The sequence below is a fragment of the Roseovarius sp. E0-M6 genome (genome assembly GCF_037083845.1).
In the GTDB taxonomy this organism is placed as follows: Bacteria; Pseudomonadota; Alphaproteobacteria; order Rhodobacterales; family Rhodobacteraceae; genus Roseovarius.
Genome location: NZ_JBAPLA010000001.1, coordinates 278841 through 297178, shown reverse-complemented (window position 1 = coordinate 297178; position 18338 = coordinate 278841). Strand labels below are relative to the sequence as shown.

Annotated in this window: 22 protein-coding genes; 12 read left to right on the top strand and 10 right to left on the bottom strand. The window is 61.9% G+C overall.

Features of this window, described 5'->3' with window-relative positions:
• Positions 1 to 5: 5 nt before the first annotated feature.
• The gene (locus tag V8359_RS01480; RefSeq protein WP_336426919.1) at positions 6 to 890 is read right to left on the bottom strand and encodes a formate dehydrogenase accessory sulfurtransferase FdhD; all 885 of its coding nucleotides are present in this window, start codon (positions 888 to 890) and stop codon (positions 6 to 8) included.
• 58 nt (positions 891 to 948) lie between these two features.
• Between V8359_RS01480 and V8359_RS01475 the strand changes: the two genes are divergently transcribed.
• Positions 949 to 1659 carry an AzlC family ABC transporter permease gene (locus V8359_RS01475; RefSeq protein ID WP_336426918.1) on the top strand — a complete coding sequence of 237 codons (711 nt, stop codon included), beginning with the start codon at positions 949 to 951 and terminating at the stop codon, positions 1657 to 1659.
• Positions 1656 to 1982 (top strand): AzlD domain-containing protein, encoded by a 327-nt coding sequence (locus tag V8359_RS01470; RefSeq protein ID WP_336426917.1) that lies wholly within the window; start codon positions 1656 to 1658, stop codon positions 1980 to 1982. The genes V8359_RS01475 and V8359_RS01470 overlap by 4 nt, the downstream gene beginning before the upstream one ends.
• Before the next feature lie 12 nt (positions 1983 to 1994).
• On the opposite strand, the gene V8359_RS01465 is transcribed toward V8359_RS01470, so the two are convergent.
• Positions 1995 to 3005, bottom strand: a complete 1011-nt coding sequence (locus V8359_RS01465) for a hypothetical protein (RefSeq protein WP_336426916.1) — start codon at positions 3003 to 3005, stop codon at positions 1995 to 1997.
• 13 nt (positions 3006 to 3018) lie between these two features.
• Positions 3019 to 3489, bottom strand: coding sequence for a transcription elongation factor GreA (greA, locus tag V8359_RS01460; protein ID WP_336426915.1), 471 nt, complete (start codon positions 3487 to 3489; stop codon positions 3019 to 3021).
• 266 nt (positions 3490 to 3755) lie between these two features.
• On the opposite strand from greA, the gene V8359_RS01455 reads away from it, so the two are divergent.
• The 3 genes from V8359_RS01455 to V8359_RS01445 all read left to right on the top strand — a co-directional run bounded on the left by V8359_RS01455 (position 3756) and on the right by V8359_RS01445 (position 8064).
• Entirely contained in the window at positions 3756 to 5405 is a 1650-nt protein-coding gene (locus tag V8359_RS01455) for an electron transfer flavoprotein-ubiquinone oxidoreductase (RefSeq protein WP_336426914.1), read from the top strand.
• 129 nt (positions 5406 to 5534) lie between these two features.
• Complete coding sequence (locus tag V8359_RS01450; RefSeq protein WP_336426913.1) at positions 5535 to 7241, top strand: tetratricopeptide repeat protein; 1707 nt, start codon at positions 5535 to 5537, stop codon at positions 7239 to 7241.
• Positions 7234 to 8064 (top strand): 4-(cytidine 5'-diphospho)-2-C-methyl-D-erythritol kinase, encoded by an 831-nt coding sequence (locus tag V8359_RS01445; protein ID WP_336426912.1) that lies wholly within the window; start codon positions 7234 to 7236, stop codon positions 8062 to 8064. Before V8359_RS01450 ends, V8359_RS01445 begins: the two co-directional genes overlap by 8 nt.
• A gap of 50 nt (positions 8065 to 8114) precedes the next feature.
• Here the strand turns inward: V8359_RS01445 and thyX are convergent, their stop codons facing one another.
• Positions 8115 to 9029 (bottom strand): FAD-dependent thymidylate synthase, encoded by a 915-nt coding sequence (thyX, locus tag V8359_RS01440; protein WP_336426911.1) that lies wholly within the window; start codon positions 9027 to 9029, stop codon positions 8115 to 8117.
• A gap of 158 nt (positions 9030 to 9187) precedes the next feature.
• Here thyX and V8359_RS01435 point away from each other — a divergent pair, with 158 nt between their 5' ends.
• The 3 genes from V8359_RS01435 to V8359_RS01425 are packed head-to-tail and all read left to right on the top strand — an operon-like array spanning position 9188 to position 11126.
• A complete protein-coding gene (locus tag V8359_RS01435) occupies positions 9188 to 9616 on the top strand; it encodes a VOC family protein (protein ID WP_336426910.1) in 429 nt (142 codons plus the stop codon).
• A gap of 8 nt (positions 9617 to 9624) precedes the next feature.
• Positions 9625 to 10341 carry a DUF1194 domain-containing protein gene (locus tag V8359_RS01430; RefSeq protein ID WP_336426909.1) on the top strand — a complete coding sequence of 239 codons (717 nt, stop codon included), beginning with the start codon at positions 9625 to 9627 and terminating at the stop codon, positions 10339 to 10341.
• Positions 10341 to 11126 carry a DUF1194 domain-containing protein gene (locus tag V8359_RS01425; RefSeq protein WP_336426908.1) on the top strand — a complete coding sequence of 262 codons (786 nt, stop codon included), beginning with the start codon at positions 10341 to 10343 and terminating at the stop codon, positions 11124 to 11126. The genes V8359_RS01430 and V8359_RS01425 overlap by 1 nt, the downstream gene beginning before the upstream one ends.
• Here V8359_RS01425 and V8359_RS01420 read toward each other — a convergent pair.
• From V8359_RS01420 to V8359_RS01410, 3 genes are all read right to left on the bottom strand, one after another.
• Positions 11120 to 11620, bottom strand: coding sequence for a MarR family winged helix-turn-helix transcriptional regulator (locus V8359_RS01420; protein ID WP_442970301.1), 501 nt, complete (start codon positions 11618 to 11620; stop codon positions 11120 to 11122). The genes V8359_RS01425 and V8359_RS01420 overlap by 7 nt on opposite strands.
• A 90-nt stretch (positions 11621 to 11710) precedes the next feature.
• Entirely contained in the window at positions 11711 to 11935 is a 225-nt protein-coding gene (locus tag V8359_RS01415; RefSeq protein WP_336426906.1) for an FAD assembly factor SdhE, read from the bottom strand.
• Between the two features lie 31 nt (positions 11936 to 11966).
• A complete protein-coding gene (locus tag V8359_RS01410; protein ID WP_336426905.1) occupies positions 11967 to 12362 on the bottom strand; it encodes a helix-turn-helix domain-containing protein in 396 nt (131 codons plus the stop codon).
• Positions 12363 to 12447: 85 nt separating this feature from the next.
• On the opposite strand from V8359_RS01410, the gene V8359_RS01405 reads away from it, so the two are divergent.
• From V8359_RS01405 to V8359_RS01395, 3 genes are read left to right on the top strand one after another with little or no spacing between them, the layout of a single operon-like run.
• Complete coding sequence (locus tag V8359_RS01405; protein ID WP_336426904.1) at positions 12448 to 13650, top strand: pyridoxal phosphate-dependent aminotransferase; 1203 nt, start codon at positions 12448 to 12450, stop codon at positions 13648 to 13650.
• Positions 13647 to 14027, top strand: a complete 381-nt coding sequence (locus tag V8359_RS01400; RefSeq protein WP_336426903.1) for a bleomycin resistance protein — start codon at positions 13647 to 13649, stop codon at positions 14025 to 14027. Before V8359_RS01405 ends, V8359_RS01400 begins: the two co-directional genes overlap by 4 nt.
• Positions 14024 to 14428: a hypothetical protein gene (locus V8359_RS01395; protein WP_336426902.1), complete on the top strand. Its 405-nt coding sequence runs from the start codon at positions 14024 to 14026 to the stop codon at positions 14426 to 14428. Before V8359_RS01400 ends, V8359_RS01395 begins: the two co-directional genes overlap by 4 nt.
• Positions 14429 to 14466: 38 nt before the next feature.
• Here the strand turns inward: V8359_RS01395 and V8359_RS01390 are convergent, their stop codons facing one another.
• From V8359_RS01390 to V8359_RS01380, 3 genes are all read right to left on the bottom strand, one after another.
• The gene (locus V8359_RS01390) at positions 14467 to 15828 is read right to left on the bottom strand and encodes an MATE family efflux transporter (RefSeq protein WP_336426901.1); all 1362 of its coding nucleotides are present in this window, start codon (positions 15826 to 15828) and stop codon (positions 14467 to 14469) included.
• A gap of 57 nt (positions 15829 to 15885) precedes the next feature.
• A complete protein-coding gene (gene ppk2 / locus V8359_RS01385; RefSeq protein WP_336426900.1) occupies positions 15886 to 16827 on the bottom strand; it encodes a polyphosphate kinase 2 in 942 nt (313 codons plus the stop codon).
• Between the two features lie 99 nt (positions 16828 to 16926).
• A complete protein-coding gene (locus V8359_RS01380; RefSeq protein WP_336426899.1) occupies positions 16927 to 17238 on the bottom strand; it encodes an ETC complex I subunit in 312 nt (103 codons plus the stop codon).
• Positions 17239 to 17375: 137 nt separating this feature from the next.
• Between V8359_RS01380 and V8359_RS01375 the strand changes: the two genes are divergently transcribed.
• Positions 17376 to 18260, top strand: a complete 885-nt coding sequence (locus tag V8359_RS01375) for a LysR family transcriptional regulator (RefSeq protein ID WP_336426898.1) — start codon at positions 17376 to 17378, stop codon at positions 18258 to 18260.
• Positions 18261 to 18338: the final 78 nt, after the last annotated feature.

The following is an 18338-nucleotide window of genomic DNA, read 5'->3' as shown; positions in this document are numbered from 1 at the left end:
GCCCCTCAGTCTGGCGCGCTCTTGCGGCGGTGCTTGCGCTCTTCCTCGGGAAGCGTGGCGGGATCGACATCCCTGATCAGCCGCTCATTGCCCGAGAGGCACACGAACCGCTTGCCGCGCATCCGCCCGATAAGTGTCAGCCCGACCTGCCGCGCGATCTCGACCCCCCATGCGGTAAAGCCCGAGCGCGAGGCCAGCACCGGTATACCCATAAGTGCCGTCTTGATCACCATCTCCGACGTGAGGCGCCCCGTGGTGTAAAGCAGCTTGTCCTCGGGGCCGACACGCTCCGAGAGCATCCAGCCCGCGATCTTGTCCACCGCGTTGTGACGGCCCACATCCTCCATGTAGACAAGCGGTCGGTCATCTTTGCACAGAACCGTTCCGTGGATCGCCCCCGCCTCGAGATAGAGCGATGGCGTCCGGTTGATCACGTTGGCAAGCGCATAGAGGTCCGAGGCGCGCACCTGCGCTTCCGGCAGGCGCAATCCTTCGAGCCCCTCCATCATGTCACCAAAGACCGTGCCCACCGCACACCCGGATGTGCGCGTCTTCTTGCGCAGCTTGTCCTCATAGGTGGTCTGCCCATCGGTGCGGACCACCACGGTCTCAAGCTCTTCGTCATAGTCGACACCGGTCACGGATTCGTCGTCGCGCAACATGCCCTGATTGCGCAGAAACCCAAGCGCGAGATAATCGGGATAATCCCCGATGGTCATCGCGGTCACGATCTCCTGTCCATTGAGAAAGATCGTCAGGGGACGTTCCTCGACCACCGGGATGCGGATCGGCGCGCCGTCATGGTCCACGCCGTCGACCGCGCGCGTCAGGTCCGCGCGCGCCGGATCGGGGGCGATGATATAGCTGTCAGTCGGGTCGCTCGGGGGCAATTGCGTCTCCTCGGACTTCGCGCTAGGCCAATGGTGAATTCGGGACAAGGCACACTCCATGCAAAGCATCAAATCCATCTACTGGCAAGGCATGCGCGCGGGCGCGCCCTTTATACTGATCCTTGTCCCGTTCAGCACGCTTTTCGGCGTCATCGCGACCGAGGCCGGGCTGAACGTGACCGAGGCGCTGGTGATGTCGGCGCTGGTGGTGGCGGGCGCGGCCCAGTTCACCGCCGTGCAGCTCATGACCGAACAGGTGCCGGTCCTGATCGTGCTCGCAGCGGCCCTGACGGTCAATCTGCGCATGGCGATGTATTCCGCCGCTCTCACGCCCTACCTGGGTCAGCTTTCGCTGCCCAAACGCGCCCTTGCCGCCTATTTCACGGTCGATCAGACCTATGCCTGTTCGGTCGCGGCCTACGAAGCGCATCCCGAGTGGGATCTTTCGCGCAAGCTGGGATATTTTCTTGGCGTGGCCACGCCGATCATGCCTTGCTGGCTGGGCTTTACGGTGGTCGGCGCCTTGCTTGGTGGCTCGGTTCCCGACAGCATGGCGCTCGACTTCGCGATTCCCATCACCTTCATTGCGATCGTGACACCAATGTTGCGCACCGGGGCGCACCGGGCGGCGGCACTGGCCGGGATCGCGGCGTCGCTCTGCCTGACTTGGCTGCCCTACAGCCTCGGGGTGATCTTCGCCGGCTTCATCGGCATGACCGTCGGCGCCGAGATCGAGCGCCGCATGGTGCTCAGGGGGACATGGACATGATCGACAAGACAACGCTCTGGACCGTCATCGCAGGTATCGGCATCGGAAGCTTCGCGCTGCGCTTCGCATTTCTCGGGCTGGTCGGGGATCGTCCCTTGCCGGGCTGGCTTCTGCGGCACCTGCGCTACACTGCGGTCGCGGTTCTGCCCGCGCTCATCGCGCCGCTTGTGCTCTGGCCGCCCGCCACCGGCGGGGAACCCGATCCCGCGCGGCTTCTCGCGGCACTGGTGGCATTGGGTGTGGGGCTTCTGACACGCAGCGTGCTTGGCGCGATCCTGGCCGGTGGAATCACGCTTTACGCCGGGCTGACCCTGTTCGGCTAAGGGGGAAGACGCTCAGTCGAACGTGCCCGCAACACGGCCCAGAAGCATGAAGGCCCGGGCGGTGCGTGTATTCGAAAGCTCGGTCAGTTCACCGTCGTCGGCGGTCTCGGCAAAGCGCGCGATCATCCGGTCAAAGAGCCGCAGGAAATGATGCGCTGCGTCGCGAAAGATCGTGTCGTTCTTCATCCGTGCCGCTGTCAGCGCCAATGACGAACGGTCGCGTATTCCGCCAAGCGCCGCGAGTTCGCGCCCGCGCTCGCCCGCCGCGAACCTACGCCACAATTCAGGACGCGCCAGATCTGGGCGCAGATCGTCCATATATATGCCGTCCTGGCTCATCAGGGTCAGAATGTCCTGCGCCGCCCGCACCAATTGGGCCGTGGGCCGGTCCTTGAGGGCGCGGCGCAGCGCATCGAACCCGGCCTTGTCTTGCGGATTTTCCGGAAAATTGAGCGCCCGGATGAAATCCGCGGTGGCCAGCGGCGGGGTCATGTCCTCTGCCGAGGTTCCAAGGGGCAACGCACCCTGCTCATCGCTGCTGGCGGGGTGCTGCAACGGGGCTGACACGCGGGTGATCGCAGGTGCCGCCTGCCGGACGGTGGAAAACGTCGCCAACGCGGTTTCGGTCTTGCGCTGCGCGGCGGCGATCTCCTCGAGTTTCTTGCTCACGCTCTGATCGCCCGAGCCCTGATCGCTTTGACGCGCCTGCGTGACATAGGCCTTGCGGATCGCGTCGATCGCAGCCTGCAACCTGCGGCTTTCCTCACGCATCACGCGGGTCGTGCGCGCCGACATGGCCGCGATCCAGATCATCGCAACCGGCATGAAAATCGCCAGCATGGTCATGACAAACCGGAAGAGACCGGTGCCGCCGCCTGCTCCGCTGTCGATCAACAGAAAAAACGCCGCAGCAGCCACCAGCCACAAGACAGAAAGGACCACCGCGACCAGTTCGATACCGGTCATCGGCTCCTTCTCATGAGTGTCGTCGCGCCCGTTGCCGGGCTGGGTCGGGTCGGCCATGGGCTCGTGCCTGTCAGGTATATTCGATCTTGACCACTTCGTAAGACCGCTCGCCGCCGGGCGTGCGCACCTCGACGCTGTCGCCTTCGTCCTTGCCGATCAAAGCGCGGGCAATGGGTGACTTGATATTGAGAAGGCCAGTTTCGATATTGGCCTCATGTTCACCCACGATTTGCCAGGTCTTCTCTTCCTCGGTGTCCTCATCGACCAGAGTGACGGTCGCGCCAAACTTGATCGGACCGGAAAGCTTGGCTGTGTCGATCACGTCGGCCAGACCGATCACACTCTCAAGCTCCTTGATCCGGCCCTCGATAAAGCTCTGCTTTTCCTTGGCCGAATGATACTCGGCATTCTCGGACAGGTCACCATGCTCACGCGCCTCCGAGATGGCGCGGATGATGGCCGGGCGTTCCTCGGATTTGAGGTGCTTCAGTTCCGCCTCGAGCGCCGCGTGGCCCCTGCGGGTCATCGGGATTTTGTCCATTTGTCCGGTTTCCGTAATTCATGTCTTGGTCTGCGCGTCGCAGTCAAAGGGCGAGGCGCGGATGTCACGGCAAACTGCCCCGAAGGCAGGGGTCTTTGCAATGAAGAACTGCGTTTGCACGCGCTTTCGCGCCCTGTCAGAGAAAATTTGCCGCATTAGACAGGCAATGACGTCGTGTTTGAATTGACCTTTACGCGCCCCGCACGATAACCACGTGCGAAACTTTATGACCCAGAACGCCACGCCTCGGGAAAGGATCGACACACATGTCCGAGATTGAACGCGAAGCCATGGAATACGATGTCGTGATCGTCGGCGCGGGGCCTGCGGGCCTGAGCGCCGCGATCCGCCTTAAACAGCTGGATGCCGACCTGAACGTCGTCGTGCTGGAAAAAGGCTCGGAAGTGGGGGCACATATCCTGTCCGGCGCGGTTCTCGATCCGGTCGGCCTGAACCGGCTCATCCCCGACTGGAAGGATAAGGGCGCGCCGGTCAACGTGCCGGTAAAAGACGATAATTTCTATATGTTGGGCGAGGCAGGCAAGGTGCGCGTGCCCAACTTTCCGATGCCCCCCCTGATGAACAACCACGGCAATTACATCGTGTCGATGGGCAATGTCTGTCGCTGGATGGCCGAGCAGGCCGAGGAATTGGGCGTCGAGATTTTCCCCGGCATGGCCTGTTCCGAACTGGTCTATGGCGAGAATGGCGAGGTCAAGGGCGTCGTTGCGGGGGTCTTCGGGCTCGAAGCTGACGGCTCCATCGGCCCCGACACCGAGCCAGGAATGGAACTGCATGGCAAATACGTCTTCCTCTGCGAGGGGGTGCGCGGCTCTCTCTCCAAGGAGGTGATCGCCAAATACGATCTTTCTGCCGGCAAGGAGCCACAGAAATTCGGCCTCGGTATGAAGGAAATCTGGGAAATAGACCCCGACAAGCATCGCGAAGGCAGCGTCACGCACACCATGGGCTGGCCGCTGGGCAAGAATGCGGGCGGCGGATCGTTCATCTACCATCTCGACAACAATCAGGTCTATGTGGGCTTCGTGGTCCACCTGAACTACAAGAACCCGCACCTCTACCCCTACATGGAGTTCCAGCGGTTCAAGCATCACCCGATGGTGGCCGAGCTTCTCAAGGGCGGCAAGCGCGTGGCCTATGGCGCGCGCGCCATTTCCGAGGGCGGATATCAGTCGATGCCCAAGATGGTCGCGCCCGGCGTGGCGCTTCTGGGGTGCACTGTGGGCATGGTCAACGTGCCGCGCATCAAGGGCAACCATAACGCGATGCTGTCGGGCATGGCCGCCGCCGAAGCCGCACACGAGGCGATCAAGGCCGACCGCGCCGGCGACGAACTCAACGATTATGAAAAGAACGTCCGCGAAGGCGACATCGGTGCCGATCTCAAGAAGGTTCGCAACGTCAAACCGCTCTGGTCGAAATACGGCCTGATGGCCTCGCTCGGTCTTGGCGGTTTCGATATGTGGACCAATACGCTGGGCTTTTCGCTTCTGGGCACGCTCAAGCACGGCAAATCCGATGCCGAAGCCACCGAGGAAGCCTCAAAGCACAAGCCGATCGACTATCCCAAGCCCGATGGCAAGCTCAGCTTCGACAGGCTCACCAATGTCAGCTTCTCGATGACCAACCACGAGGAAAGTCAGCCGTCCCACCTCAAGCTCAAGGATCCCAGCATCCCGGTCGAGGTCAATCTGCCGAAATACGCGGGCCTCTCGGCGCGTTATTGCCCGGCGGGCGTCTATGAATTCGTGCATGAAGAGAGCAAAGAGCCGCGCTTCGTCATCAACTTCCAGAACTGCGTGCACTGCAAGACATGCGACATCAAGGATCCGCCCCAGAACATCAAATGGACGGCTCCGCAGGGCGGAGATGGGCCGAATTATCCCAACATGTAACACGTGCATGAATAGTTCGTGTTCCGGGGCGGTCAAAGGACCGCCCCGCATTGCGTTACGGCCCGGGGCGCATTACGTTGCCGGAAACGAGCATGAGACCCGAGGCACCGAATACCCGTGATTTCCAGATTGATCTCTTCACTAGTGGCGGCCGCCGCCATCACCGGGCCAATGGCCCTTCCCGCCCTGTCCGATGCGGCGCCGGGCGCCTATCTGGCGGCACGGCAGGCCCGCTACAATAGCGATTATTCCGCCGCGGCAGAATATCTCACACAGGCGCTTGCGCGCGATCCGGCAAATCCCGAATTGCTCGAACATTCCGCCGCCGCCTTCGTTTCGCTCGGACGTGTCAATCAGGCGCTTCCCGTCGCCCGCCGGATCGAAGAGATCGGCGTGAGAAGCCAAATCGCCAGCATGACGCTGGTGTCGGAGCTTGTGAAAGAGGGTGATTACGACGCCGTTCTTGAACGCGTCGGTCAGGATCGCGCCATCAGCCCTCTGGCCGACGGCCTGCTCGCGGCTTGGGCCAGCCTCGGCAAGGGCGACATGTCAACCGCTCTCGATCTTTTCGACCGGGTCATGAAAGAGCCGGGCATGAGCGATTTTGCCGCCTATCACAAGGCGCTCGCCCTCGCCACCGTCGGAGACTTCGAAGGCACGGTCGCCATCTTCGCCGGTGACGCGGTTGGCGCGGTTCAGACGACACGCCGTGGCGCCATCGCATGGGCCGAGGCCCTGAGCCAGCTTGAGCGCAACGAGGACGCGATCAATGTGATCGACGACACGTTCGGCAAGGGGCTCGACCCTGAACTGAGCGATCTGCGCTCCCGCCTCGCGACCGGTGAGCGCGTGCCCTTCAGCCGGATCTCCAGCGCACGGGACGGCGTCGCCGAAATGCTCTATTCGCTGGGTCGCGCGCTGCTTCAGGAAACCAGCCCTGAATACGTGCTCGTCTATTCGCGCTTTGCCGAATACCTCAGCCCTGATCATGTCGATGCCCAGATCATGAGCGCCGAACTGCTCGAAGAGCAGGGGCGCTACGATCTCGCGACCGAAGCCTATTCGCGCGTGCCGCGCGATCACCCCTCCTTTCACATGGCCGAACTCGGCCGCGCCGAGGCCCTGCGCCAGAGCGGTCGCCTCGACGCCGCGGTCGAAGTGCTCAAACAGCTTGGCAAAAGCCATCCTCAGTTGCCTGTTGTCCACGCCTCGGCCGGCGATCTCTTTCGGCAACTCGAAGAGTTCGGCAAAGCCGTTGAAGCCTATGACCGCGCCATCGCCATCTATGAAGAGCGCGAAGACCCCCTTTGGTTCGTCTATTACACCCGCGCCATCTCGTATGAGCGGCTGGGCGAATGGCCCGAGGCCGAGTCCGATTTCCGCCGCGCGCTCGATCTCAGCCCCGAACAACCGGAAGTCCTCAATTATCTCGGTTATTCGCTCGTGGAACAGCGCAAACATCTGGACGAAGCACTCGACATGATCGAACGCGCCGTTCAACAGCGCCCCGAAAGCGGTGCCATTCAGGACAGCTTCGGCTGGGCCCTCTATCGCCTTGGCCGCTATGAGGAGGCCGTGGATCCAATGGAACGCGCCGCCTCGCTTTCCCCTGTCGATCCGGTCGTGAACGACCATCTCGGTGATGTGCTCTGGGCCGTTGGCCGCGAAACCGAGGCCGAGTTTCAGTGGAAGCGCGCCCTGAGCTTCATCACCGAAGACACGCCCGAACAGGATATCGACCCCGAACGCATCCGGCGCAAGCTTGAGGTCGGGTTGGATCAGGTGCTTGCCAGCGAAGGCGCGCCCCCGATCAAAGTGGCCAAAGACGATGGTTGAGGTCTTCGCCCCGGCCAAGGTCAATCTGACACTGCATGTGACCGGACGCCGCGATGACGGCTATCACCTGCTCGACAGTCTGGTGATGTTCGCCGATGTGGGCGACACGATCACCGCGAAATCAGCGTCCGAAACGTCTCTCAACGTCACTGGCCCCATGGCCTCCGGCGTGCCCGAAGACACAAGCAACCTCGTGATGCGGGCTGCGGCCATGATGGGCGCAACCGGGGCCATCACACTCGACAAACGCCTCCCTCGCGCGGCCGGACTGGGCGGCGGGTCATCCGACGCGGCGGCCACGTTCCGCGCGCTCTCGATGCTGACCGGCAAGCCTATCCCGGACGAAACGACACGCCTTGGCGCGGATGTCCCTGTCTGTCTGGGCGGTGTTTCGGCCCGGATGCGCGGCATTGGCGAAGACGTGACCCCCCTGCACGACCTGCCACAGTTGCACGCGCTGCTGGTGAATCCAAACATCCCGGTCCTGACCGACACGGTCTTTGCAAACCTCGCCAGCCCCGACAACACCCCGATGCCCGAGGAAATACCCGCCGGGCTTGACGCGAGCGAAATGATCGACTGGCTCAAGACCATGCGCAATGACCTGCAAGAAGCGGCCATCGCCGCCGAGCCGGTGGTCGAACAGGCCTTCTCGGCGCTCGAAGTCACGCCCGGCTGTCTTCTGACCCGCATGTCAGGGTCCGGCGGCACCTGCTTTGGCCTTTATGCCGATATGGAGACCGCCCGTTCGGCCGCTGGCCGCCTCGCCGAGACACATCCGGGCTGGTGGACACAGGCGGTGGTGCTGGGAGCGGCATCGTAGTAACGCGCGTGGGAGACCCCCGTAGGCCGGGCTTCAGCCCGGCACATCGATCACACGGTCTCGCCCAACATTCCCTGAAATTCCCGCCATTCGCCCTTGGACATGCCGGAATTCTCCTGCGTGACCTCTTCGCCCTTCAACATCCGGCGCACACAGTCGAGCGCGGTTGACGACAGGGTCGCACCCCCCATGCGGTAATCCTCGAACGCGCGATAGGCGGCAGGCACCCAATCCGCCACGATCTTGCAGATTTCGTCGGCGTAAACGCGGATTTCATACTGCGCATGCGCATCCGCCCTGAGCCGCAGGAAATGCAGAAGATTGTGAAGATCAACCTTCCAGTACCATTGCGTATAGACATTGGCGGGCAGGTTCATCCGCGCCAGTTCGCGCGCCAGACCCTGCTGCCCCTCTTGGCTGATCATCTCTTCGTAATGGTCATAGGCCCGCATTGCATCATCGCGCAGATACCGCAGCACGCGGTCTGCCTCCTCACCCTCAAGTGCCGCGCCCCGGCCTTGGTTGTTGATCACAGATTGCGCCGCCAGATGCTCCGGTGCGGGCACGTAAAATTCCCGGTCAAGGATCGAATACCGCGCGGAATACTCGTTCACATTGGCGGTGCGGTGCCGGATCCACTGCCGCGCCACAAAGACCGGAAGTTTTACATGCAGCTTAACCTCGCACATCTCGAACGGGGTCGAGTGCCAGTGCCGCATGAGATAGCGGATAAGCCCTTCGTCGTTCTGAACGCTCTTGGTGCCCTTGCCATAGCTCACCCGCGCGGCCTGACAGATCGCCGCGTCGTCGCCCATGTAGTCGATCACCCGCACGAACCCGTGATCGAGCACCGGGTAGGCGGTGTAAAGATGGCTTTCCATCCCCTCCGAGACTGTGCGGGCGGTGGGCCGGGTCTCGGCACGCTGGGCGTCGATTTCGGCCTGCTGGTCGGGGCTGAGCGGCATGAGGGGCGTCCTTTCTTCTACACGGGAGGGCCGAGTCGCTTTCCACTATATCTTGGGCGGCCACGCGAGAGAACGGCAATATGGGCCTGAATTCCACTCTCGACACCGTGGCGCGGACCACTATCTTTGACACTGACCCAAATCACAGGAGACCCCGCATGGCGATCAAGTATCTGCACACCATGGTCCGCGTAAAGGATCTTGAAGCTTCCATGGCCTTCTATCGCCTCCTCGGGCTCGAGGAAACGCGACGCTGGGACAATGATGGAGGCCGCTTCACATTGGTGTTCATGGCCCCTCCCGGCCAAGAGGAATGCCCGGTTGAACTGACCTGGAACTGGGACGGCGATGATGCCTTGCCCTCCGACAGCCGCCATTTCGGGCATCTCGCCTATCAGGTGGACGATATCTATGCCACCTGCCAGCACCTTATGGACAACGGCGTGACCATCAACCGTCCCCCGCGCGACGGCCACATGGCCTTTGTGCGCTCGCCCGACAATATCTCGATCGAGCTGTTGCAGGCGGGCGATTCACTCGCCCCGCGCGAGCCTTGGGCCAGCATGGAGAATACCGGCCATTGGTAAGGTGGGCGTTGACACTCTGGCTTGCCCTGCTGACAGGGGGCGCTCAGGCACAGGCGGCCCCCTGCCGGCTGGCCCTCGCGCTGGCGCTGGATGTGTCATCGTCGGTCAATGCCGATGAATACGAGCTTCAGCGCCTCGGCCTTGCTGCGGCGCTGAATGCGCTCGAGGTGCGCCATGCCATCCTGTCGGGCGCCCCCGGCGACGTGGCGCTTGCGGTCTATGAATGGAGTGGCTTCAACCAACAGACCCTGCATCTTGACTGGACGCGCCTGCGAAGCGAAGCCGACATTGATCGTGCGGTTCTGGCGCTTGGCCGCATGGAACGTAGCCACGATGATTTTCCCACAGCAATCGGTCAGGCCTTGGGCTTTGGGGCCACCACCCTGCGCCGGGCGCCCAATTGCGCGCGCAAGGTGCTTGACGTGTCTGGCGACGGGATCAACAATTTCGGCTTCGGCCCCCTCGCCGCTTATCGCAATTTTCCCTTCGACGGTGTGACCGTCAATGCGCTGGTGATCAGCCGCGATGTGAAAAAGGTCGTGAGCTATTATCGTGAAACGGTGATGCGGGGCCCAAGCGCCTTCATGATCGTCACCCCGGATTTCCAAGGGTTTCAGGAGGCGATGTCCCGTAAACTTTACCGCGAAATCAACGACCTTGTCTTTGGCGACGCGCGACCTGAGGTGCGCCCCCGCCGCACCGCGCTGGCCGGGGATCCGAGGTAATGCGACACCGCGGGATCAAAGCCCTGAACGTCGGGCTTCTCAGGGCGATCAGCCGGGCGACGGGGCTTGCTCTCGGCTTTCTTCTGTCGGCGGCCCCGGCCGCCACGGCCCAGAGCCAGTGTCGTCTTGCGCTCATCCTCGCCTTCGATGTTTCGGGGTCCGTGGACGCCCGCGAATATCGCCAACAGCTTGATGGCACGGCGGCGGCATTGGACGACCCCGAGATGCAAGCGGCCTTTCTCGCCCTGCCCGGCACCCATGTTGAGCTTGCGGCCTTTCAATGGGGCGCCAAGTCTCAGCAGAGCATGCTTCTGGACTGGACCCCGATCCACCGCGCCGAGGCGCTGAGCGCCGCTGCCGCGCGGCTGCGCGACACGGCGGCGCCTTTCGAAAACCCGCAGACAGCCATCGGGGCCGCGATGCTTTATGGTCTTGACCGGCTGCAAGATCGCGATGCGTGCTGGACGCATGTGATGGATATCTCGGGCGACGGCCCGTCGAACAACGGCCCCTTCCCCGAAACCATCGGGTCGGACGGCCCCCCGGGCCTGACCATCAACGCGCTTGTCATCGGGCCTGACGCGCGTGACAACATCACCAAGAACCTCGCCAATGCCGGAACGCTCCTGACATATTACCGCGATCGCGTCTTGCGTGGGCCCGGCGCGTTTGTCATCACCGCCACCGGCTATGACGATTATCGCCGCGCCATGACAGCCAAGCTCCTGCGAGAATTGCGGCCGGTGGCGGTGTCGTCACGGCGCACCCCTCAACCGATTCAATAGATATAGCGGATTTGATCGGTCCAATACCGTTCGACCCGGCGGAGCGAGGCGGCGATCACATCGATTCCGTCGGCCCCGAGAACACCGTTGCCCTGCAACCCATCGGCATGCCGTTCAAAAAGCTTGGCGACAAGATCACGGATGTCGCGCCCCTTCTGCGTCAGGCGCACCCGCACCGACCTGCGGTCGATCTCGCACCGCTGATGGTGCATATAACCCATCTCGACCAGTTTCTTGAGGTTGTAACTGACATTGCTGCCTTGGTAATATCCGCGCGTCTTCAGTTCGCCCGCCGTCACCTCGTTATCGCCGATGTTGAACAGCAAAAGCGCCTGAACCGCGTTGATTTCGATCACGCCGACGCGCTCGAACTCATCCTTGATCACGTCCAGAAGAAGACGGTGCAACCGCTCAACCAGTGACAGCGCATCCAGATAACCCGACATGAAGCCATGGTCTGACGCCGTCGGCGCCGGGGGGTGGTGAAAACTCATGATACTCTCCATGCAATACTGCTCGCACAGAGCATTGGCCCAAATTGCCCAACATTCGGTAAACCCGGCCAGAAACGGGTAAAATCCGATCTATTTCACGTGATGCGCCAACCCTGCGATCTCATCCATCAGCGGTGCGTAGGGGACAGGAGGTTGCGCCTGTCCCGTCACCCACTGATAGAGATCCTGATCGTTCTCTTCGAGAAGGCGGTCATAAAGATCGAGCATCGAGTCGCTCAGAGCGTCCAGACGCGCCTCGGCAAAGCGCATCAGGATGATGTCCATCTCCTTGGTGCCCCGACGCATCGAGCGCATCCTCAGACGCCGCAGCCGCGTGTCGCGCGCCTCAGGCACGGTCGATCGCAGACTCCAGCCGCGTTTCGAGCCGGGTCATGCGCTCGGCGGCGGCATCCATCAGCCCCCGAAGCGCGCTCACCTCGCGCAGGAGATCATTGAGGTTGGCTTGCGGGTCCACCACCTCGGCGGGTGCGCTCGGTCCCGGACCTTCGCCCGACAGCAGCCAGAGAATCGACACGTTCAAAAGCCCGGCGAGCATCGAAAGATGGTTGGCGCGCGGGAAGGTGTGGTCATTCTCCCACCGCTCAAGCGATTTGATCTTTACACCGAGTCGCCGCGCGAGCTGATCTTGCGTCATACCCGCATCCTCTCGCGCACCGGCCAGTCGGTCCCCGAAGGTTGTGCTGGAGGGGTCGAACCATTTCTCATCGGTCTGCGAGCTCATGGGTATCCTTTCTGCCTTGCCGGCTTGATCAATGCTTGGCACAAACTTAAGACATCCTTATCCAGCTTACAAACCGGAGTTTCACATGTCCTTCCTCTCCGCGACACTTTCACGCGTCAAGCCCTCGCCCACGGTTGCCGTGACCACTCTGGCGAACGAGTTGAAAGCGGCAGGCAAGGACGTGATCGGCCTTGGCGCGGGCGAACCCGACTTCGACACGCCCGAGCATATCCGCGACGCCGGCAAGCGCGCCATCGACGACGGCAAGACGCGCTATACCGCGCCCGATGGCATCGCTGAACTGAAACAGGCGATCTGCGCCAAGTTCAAACGCGACAACGACCTTGATTACACCCCCTCGCAGGTCAGCGTCGGCACCGGGGGCAAACAGATCCTCTACAATGCGCTGATGGCCACGCTCAATCCGGGCGACGAGGTGATCATCCCCGCCCCCTACTGGGTCAGCTATCCCGACATGGCGCTTCTTGCCGGGGGTGAACCCGTCTTCGTCGAAGCGTCGCTTGAGCATGATTTCAAGATCACCCCGGATCAACTCGAGGCGGCGATCACGCCTAAAACCAAGTGGTTCATCTTCAATTCACCTTCGAATCCCACCGGCGCGGGCTATACCCGTGACGAACTCAAGGCGCTGACGGATGTGTTGCTCCGGCATGATCATGTCTGGGTGATGACCGACGACATGTATGAACACCTCACCTATGACGGGTTCGCCTTCTGCACCCCGGCACAGGTCGAGCCCGCGCTCTATGACCGCACCCTGACCTGTAATGGGGTCTCCAAGGCCTATTGCATGACCGGCTGGCGGATCGGCTTCGCGGCGGGGCCCGAGAACCTCATCGCCGCCATGCGCAAGATTCAGTCGCAATCCACCTCGAACCCCTGCACGATCTCACAATGGGCCGCGGTCGAGGCGCTTAACGGGCCGCATGATTTCATCGCCGACAACAACGCCGTGTTCAAACGCCGGCGCGATCTTGTGGTGCGCGCGATGAATGCCATCGACGGGATCACCTGCCCGATCCCTGACGGGGCCTTCTATGTCTATCCCTCCATCGCCGGGTTGATTGGAAAAACCTCGCAAGGTGGTGCCAGCATCGATACGGACGAGGATTTCGCCAAGGCGCTGCTCGAGGAAATGGGCGTCGCCGTCGTCTTCGGCGCGGCCTTCGGGCTTTCGCCAAATTTCCGCATCAGTTACGCTACGTCGGATGACGCCCTTGAAAAGGCATGCACCCGCATTCAGGAGTTCTGCGAAGGATTGACATGACCGACGGCCGGATCACCGCCAATCTGCCCAGCCGCGATTTCGACGTGACCGAGGCGTTCTATCGGCGTCTCGGCTTCGGGACGCGCTATCGCGGTGATGGCTGGATGGCGCTGGAGCGTGACGGCATGGTGATCGAATTCTTTCCGCATCCCGATCTCGATCCGGCACAAAGCTGGTTTTCGGCCTGCATGTGGCTTGGTGATATCGACGCGAGGCACGCCGAATGGTCGGCAAAGGGCGTCGCCACCGGAGGCTCTGACCTGCCCTGCATGGCGGCCCACCCGTTCGAACTGGGCGGCGATGCTCCGCGCATGTTCACGGTGCATGACCCCGACGGCTCTCTCTGGCGCGTCCTCGAAACCGGTGACCGGGCATGAGCGGCGACCTGCCCGACTACTATTTCCGCGTCCGTGAAAACGGCGCCTTTGCCTACCGCGTGGACACCCAGAACCGTCAGCGGCGCATCGAAATGGATCAGATCGCGGTCATCAATATCCGCAACGGTCAGATCAAGCCTCACGGCGACCGCGACCTCAGCGAAGAGGACATGGCCGCCATCCAGCAATGGATGGACGACCGGGCCGAGCTTCTGGCGTGGCGTGACATCGACGACATTCACCGGGCCGTGGATTACCTCAACACCACCGCCCACTGGGCTCAGTCCAAGGCCAGCGATGAACAACTCGAGGCGGTGACTGACGCGCTTCTGCTGGCGATGCACGACCTGCGCACCGTGCTTGTGCGCAAGAAGACCGACAGGCTTCTCAAAGACGACTGAGCCCATCTCAGGCGTGCGGATGCGGCCGCGTGGCCGGCTCAGGCGGCCACCGCCAGATGCCGGTTCGACCACCGCGCAAAGCGCAGCATCAGAAAGATCGCCGCAAGGGCAAGCCCCAGGGCCAGACCGAGCCACACGCCGATCCCCCCGTATCCGAGAGAGAAACCAAGGACATAGCTCGCCGTGATGCCCACGCCCCAGTAACAGATGATCGCGATGACAAGCGGGACCACCGTGTCCTCCACCCCGCGCAACAGACCCAGCGCCATGACTTGCGCGCCATCGGCCAGCTGAAAGAGTGCCGCGCCCAGAACAAGCACCATCCCCACTTCCAGAACCTCCGCACGTGCGGGCACATGACTCCCCATGAACAGCCCGACAAGCAGGCCGGGCATCGTCAGGAACACGACAACCGCCATCAGCGCGACCCCGACCGAGATTGCCGTCGCCACCAATGCCCCCCGCCTGAGCTCGATCCCGTCGCGCCGGCCCATGGCCTGCCCGACGCGGATCGTGGCGGCATTCGACAGGCCCAGATGGATCATGAACGTGATTGATGACAGTTCCATCACGATGCCATGCGCAGCCAGCGGCACAGTGCCAAGCCACCCCATCATCACCGTCGACGCCGCGAAAAGACCGGATTCGGCAAGATTGGTAAGACCGATGGGCGCCCCGACACGCACCAGCCCCGATAACGCCTGCCCGTCCATCCGCCAAAGCCGCGCAAAAAGGTCATGCCCTTCCCGCATCGCCGCCGCATAGATGGCCAGCGCGATGAAACTCGCGATATTGACCGCCAAGGAAGCAAGCGCCGCACCCCTCACGCCCAGTTCGGGAAAGCCCAGATTGCCGAAGATCAAAAGCCAGTTGACCGCGATATTGAGAAGCACCGCCGCCACCGTCACCCAAAGCACGATCTGCGTCCGCTCAAGCGCGGAAAGATAGGATTTCAGCACCATCACCAGAAGCGCCGGAACAAGCGCCAAGCCCGCGATGCGCAGATAGGCGCCCGCCACGCTCGCGACAGCATCGGTTTGCCCCATCGCCCGGAAAAGCGGTTCCGACCACCAGAGCGGCGCAACCATGATCACACCATAGACCACCGAAATCCACAGCCCCATGCGCGTGACCCGGCGGACCTGCGTCGCATCGTTGCCCGCTTCGGCCCGTGCCACCATCGGCATCACCGCCAGCGCGAAACCCGATCCCACGATGAATATGACAAAAAAGAACGTCGCGCCCAGCACCTGCCCCGCCAGAGCCTCGACGCTGTAGCGGCCCAGCATGACGGTATCGCTCAGGTGAATGGCGATCTGCGCAAGGTGGCTGCCCACCAGTGGCACCCCCAGCCGAAGCACGCGCGCTCCGTGCGCCCTGTATCCCATCACCCCGTCCATACCTGTCCCCTACGCAACGGGTATGACTTGGGCAAGGGCGGAGGGCTAAGCGTGTGGCTATTTGGCCTTGCGGTGTTCGGGATGCATCGACACGCCCAGAATGTGACCGGATTTATGGATCACATGCGCGGCCGATCCCACGATCAAAGGATCGGGTGGCGTCACCACCGAATGATCCTTGCCCGGATAATCGAGCGAGTTGAGGAAATGCTGCATACAGCCAAGCCGCGCGCGCTTCTTGTCGTTCGACTTGATCACAACCCACGGCGCATCGGCGGTGTCGGTGTAAAAGAACATCGCCTCCTTGGCCTCGGTATATTCATCCCATTTGCCAAGGCTCTGCTTGTCGATCGGGCTTAGTTTCCATTGCTTGAGAGGGTCCGTCGCGCGGCTGTCGAAACGGCGTTTCTGTTCTTCCTGCGTGACCGAAAACCAGTATTTGTAAAGCTGAATTCCCGACCGGACCAGCATCCGCTCAAGCTCGGGGGTCTGCCGCATGAATTCCAGGTATTCGGCCGGGTCGCAAAACCCCATGACCCGCTCGACACCCGCCCGGTTATACCAGGAGCGGTCATAAAACACCATTTCGCCGCAGGTCGGGAGGTGCTCGACATAACGCTGAAAAAACCACTGGCCGCGCGCCTCTTCGGTTGGCTTGTTAAGCGCCACGACACGCGACTGCCGGGGGTTCAGATGCTCGGTGAACCGTTTGATCGTGCCGCCCTTGCCCGCCGCGTCGCGCCCCTCGAACAAAAGCACACATTTCTGGTCCGTCTCCGCGAACCAATGCTGCACTTTCAAAAGCTCGGCTTGCAACTTGGCTTTTTTGGCGTCGTATTCCTTGCGCCCCATCCGGTCGGCATAAGGATAGGCCCCGGCCTCGAACGAAAGCGATGCCTCCTCCCGGGTTTCAGGCTCGATGCGCGCTGTATCGGCGGGTGCCTTTGCCGTCGGTTGTTTCGGCTTGGCTTTTACTGAGCTCGCGGCTGTGCCTGTCATGTTGCTATCCCTTCCCTTGAAAAGGTCAAAGTAACGGGATTACGCAGGTCAGTCCTTGACTTGGCTCAAATCACGCCCCGGGCGCTTGGCGGCTCAGGCTCAGTGGGTCCAGGTGCCGCGCCGGTTGGTGGCGAAATTCTCGCCATAGCCGCCGGGGCGGATATTGGTTTTGCGCCGTGTCGGCTCCTGCACGACGGCATCAATCCCATGCTCTTTGGCGTATTCAAGCGCCGCTTCTTTCGTGGGAAAGGTCATGCGCACCTGCGCCTGCGTATCGGCGGACGATGTCCACCCCATCAGCGGATCAACCTCGCGCGAACTCTCGGCCACATGTTCGAGAACCCAGACCTTGGTCTTTGCGGTGCCCGAGGACATGGCGGTCCGGGCGGGGCTGTAGATACGTGCTGGCATAGGTCACTCCTTGGCTTGGTCGCGGTTATCCCAAATTCAACCGCGCCGGGCAAGATGCGAAATCGCCGCGCGACACCTCGGCGTAGGTTATGGCAAAATAAACCAAACTCAAGTATCTCGAGCCGAGTAAAGGGGGATTGAAGCTGGCTATCAAGATCGAAATGCTTCGCTGCTTTCGTGCGGTCGCCGAACATGGCAGCCTCGCCGACGCGGCCGAAACACTGGGCCGCACACCCTCCGCGGTCTCGATGATGCTGCGTCAGTTCGAGGATCACATCGGCGCGCCCCTGTTCGAATCCGCCCGCAAATCCCATCTGACACCCCTTGGCATGATGATCCGGGCCGAGGTCGAGCGCGAGCTTGCGCATTTCGAACGCACGGTCACCAATATCGAAGGGCTGTCCCGGGCCGAGCATGGCAACGTGCGCATTTCGGCAACCCCATCGGTCGCGCAAGTGATCATGCCGCCGATCCTGCGCCGTTTCATGGCCGATCATCCCGGTGTCCGCATCGAGATGAGCGACACCGACAGCGCCACGATCGAGCGTGACCTCGAAGCGGGCCGCGCCGATATCGGCATGGCCTCGATCGGTCCGCTCTCCGGGTTCGAGCGTGAGTTGGTTTTCTCGGATGCCTTTGGTGTGGTCTGCCCTGTTGACCATCCCCTTGCGCGCGACTGGTCACACCTGACATGGGCCGATATGACCGGCTACACCCTCATCGCCAACGGGCTTTGCAAACAGATCACCGATGACGGCTTTCGCCCGATCCTCGACGCCTCGACGCTCATGGTGCGCAACACCGCCTCGATCCTAAGCCTTGTGCGCTCAGGCGTGGGCGTAACGATCCTGCCCGAAATGGCCGTCCTGCCGGAATTTCTGGATCTGGAGTTTCTGCCGCTCACCGACTGCTCGATACGGCGTGAAGTCTGGATGCTGACACCGCCCGACAAGCTGATGACGCCGGCGACCCGCGCACTCGTGCGCACCATTCGGACCGCTGAATTTCCCCGCAACCGCTAGGTGACGCCGAAACTTCAGTAAATCTGAATTATTTTCAATTACTTTGCGTTTGCCTTAATATTGCAAAACTGTCTTGAT

What these genes read in the sequence shown, in the direction of transcription:
- V8359_RS01475 (WP_336426918.1), top strand. Translation starts at nt 949, where the DNA reads ATGCAAAGCATCAAATCCATCTACTGGCAAGGCATGCGCGCGGGCGCG.
- V8359_RS01470 (WP_336426917.1), top strand. Translation starts at nt 1,656, where the DNA reads ATGATCGACAAGACAACGCTCTGGACCGTCATCGCAGGTATCGGCATC.
- V8359_RS01465 (WP_336426916.1), bottom strand. Translation starts at nt 3,005, where the DNA reads ATGGCCGACCCGACCCAGCCCGGCAACGGGCGCGACGACACTCATGAG.
- greA (WP_336426915.1), bottom strand. Translation starts at nt 3,489, where the DNA reads ATGGACAAAATCCCGATGACCCGCAGGGGCCACGCGGCGCTCGAGGCG.
- V8359_RS01455 (WP_336426914.1), top strand. Translation starts at nt 3,756, where the DNA reads ATGTCCGAGATTGAACGCGAAGCCATGGAATACGATGTCGTGATCGTC.
- V8359_RS01445 (WP_336426912.1), top strand. Translation starts at nt 7,234, where the DNA reads ATGGTTGAGGTCTTCGCCCCGGCCAAGGTCAATCTGACACTGCATGTG.
- thyX (WP_336426911.1), bottom strand. Translation starts at nt 9,029, where the DNA reads ATGCCGCTCAGCCCCGACCAGCAGGCCGAAATCGACGCCCAGCGTGCC.
- V8359_RS01435 (WP_336426910.1), top strand. Translation starts at nt 9,188, where the DNA reads ATGGCGATCAAGTATCTGCACACCATGGTCCGCGTAAAGGATCTTGAA.
- V8359_RS01425 (WP_336426908.1), top strand. Translation starts at nt 10,341, where the DNA reads ATGCGACACCGCGGGATCAAAGCCCTGAACGTCGGGCTTCTCAGGGCG.
- V8359_RS01420 (WP_442970301.1), bottom strand. Translation starts at nt 11,620, where the DNA reads ATGAGTTTTCACCACCCCCCGGCGCCGACGGCGTCAGACCATGGCTTC.
- V8359_RS01415 (WP_336426906.1), bottom strand. Translation starts at nt 11,935, where the DNA reads ATGCGCTCGATGCGTCGGGGCACCAAGGAGATGGACATCATCCTGATG.
- V8359_RS01410 (WP_336426905.1), bottom strand. Translation starts at nt 12,362, where the DNA reads ATGAGCTCGCAGACCGATGAGAAATGGTTCGACCCCTCCAGCACAACC.
- V8359_RS01405 (WP_336426904.1), top strand. Translation starts at nt 12,448, where the DNA reads ATGTCCTTCCTCTCCGCGACACTTTCACGCGTCAAGCCCTCGCCCACG.
- V8359_RS01400 (WP_336426903.1), top strand. Translation starts at nt 13,647, where the DNA reads ATGACCGACGGCCGGATCACCGCCAATCTGCCCAGCCGCGATTTCGAC.
- V8359_RS01395 (WP_336426902.1), top strand. Translation starts at nt 14,024, where the DNA reads ATGAGCGGCGACCTGCCCGACTACTATTTCCGCGTCCGTGAAAACGGC.
- V8359_RS01390 (WP_336426901.1), bottom strand. Translation starts at nt 15,828, where the DNA reads ATGGACGGGGTGATGGGATACAGGGCGCACGGAGCGCGCGTGCTTCGG.
- ppk2 (WP_336426900.1), bottom strand. Translation starts at nt 16,827, where the DNA reads ATGACAGGCACAGCCGCGAGCTCAGTAAAAGCCAAGCCGAAACAACCG.
- V8359_RS01380 (WP_336426899.1), bottom strand. Translation starts at nt 17,238, where the DNA reads ATGCCAGCACGTATCTACAGCCCCGCCCGGACCGCCATGTCCTCGGGC.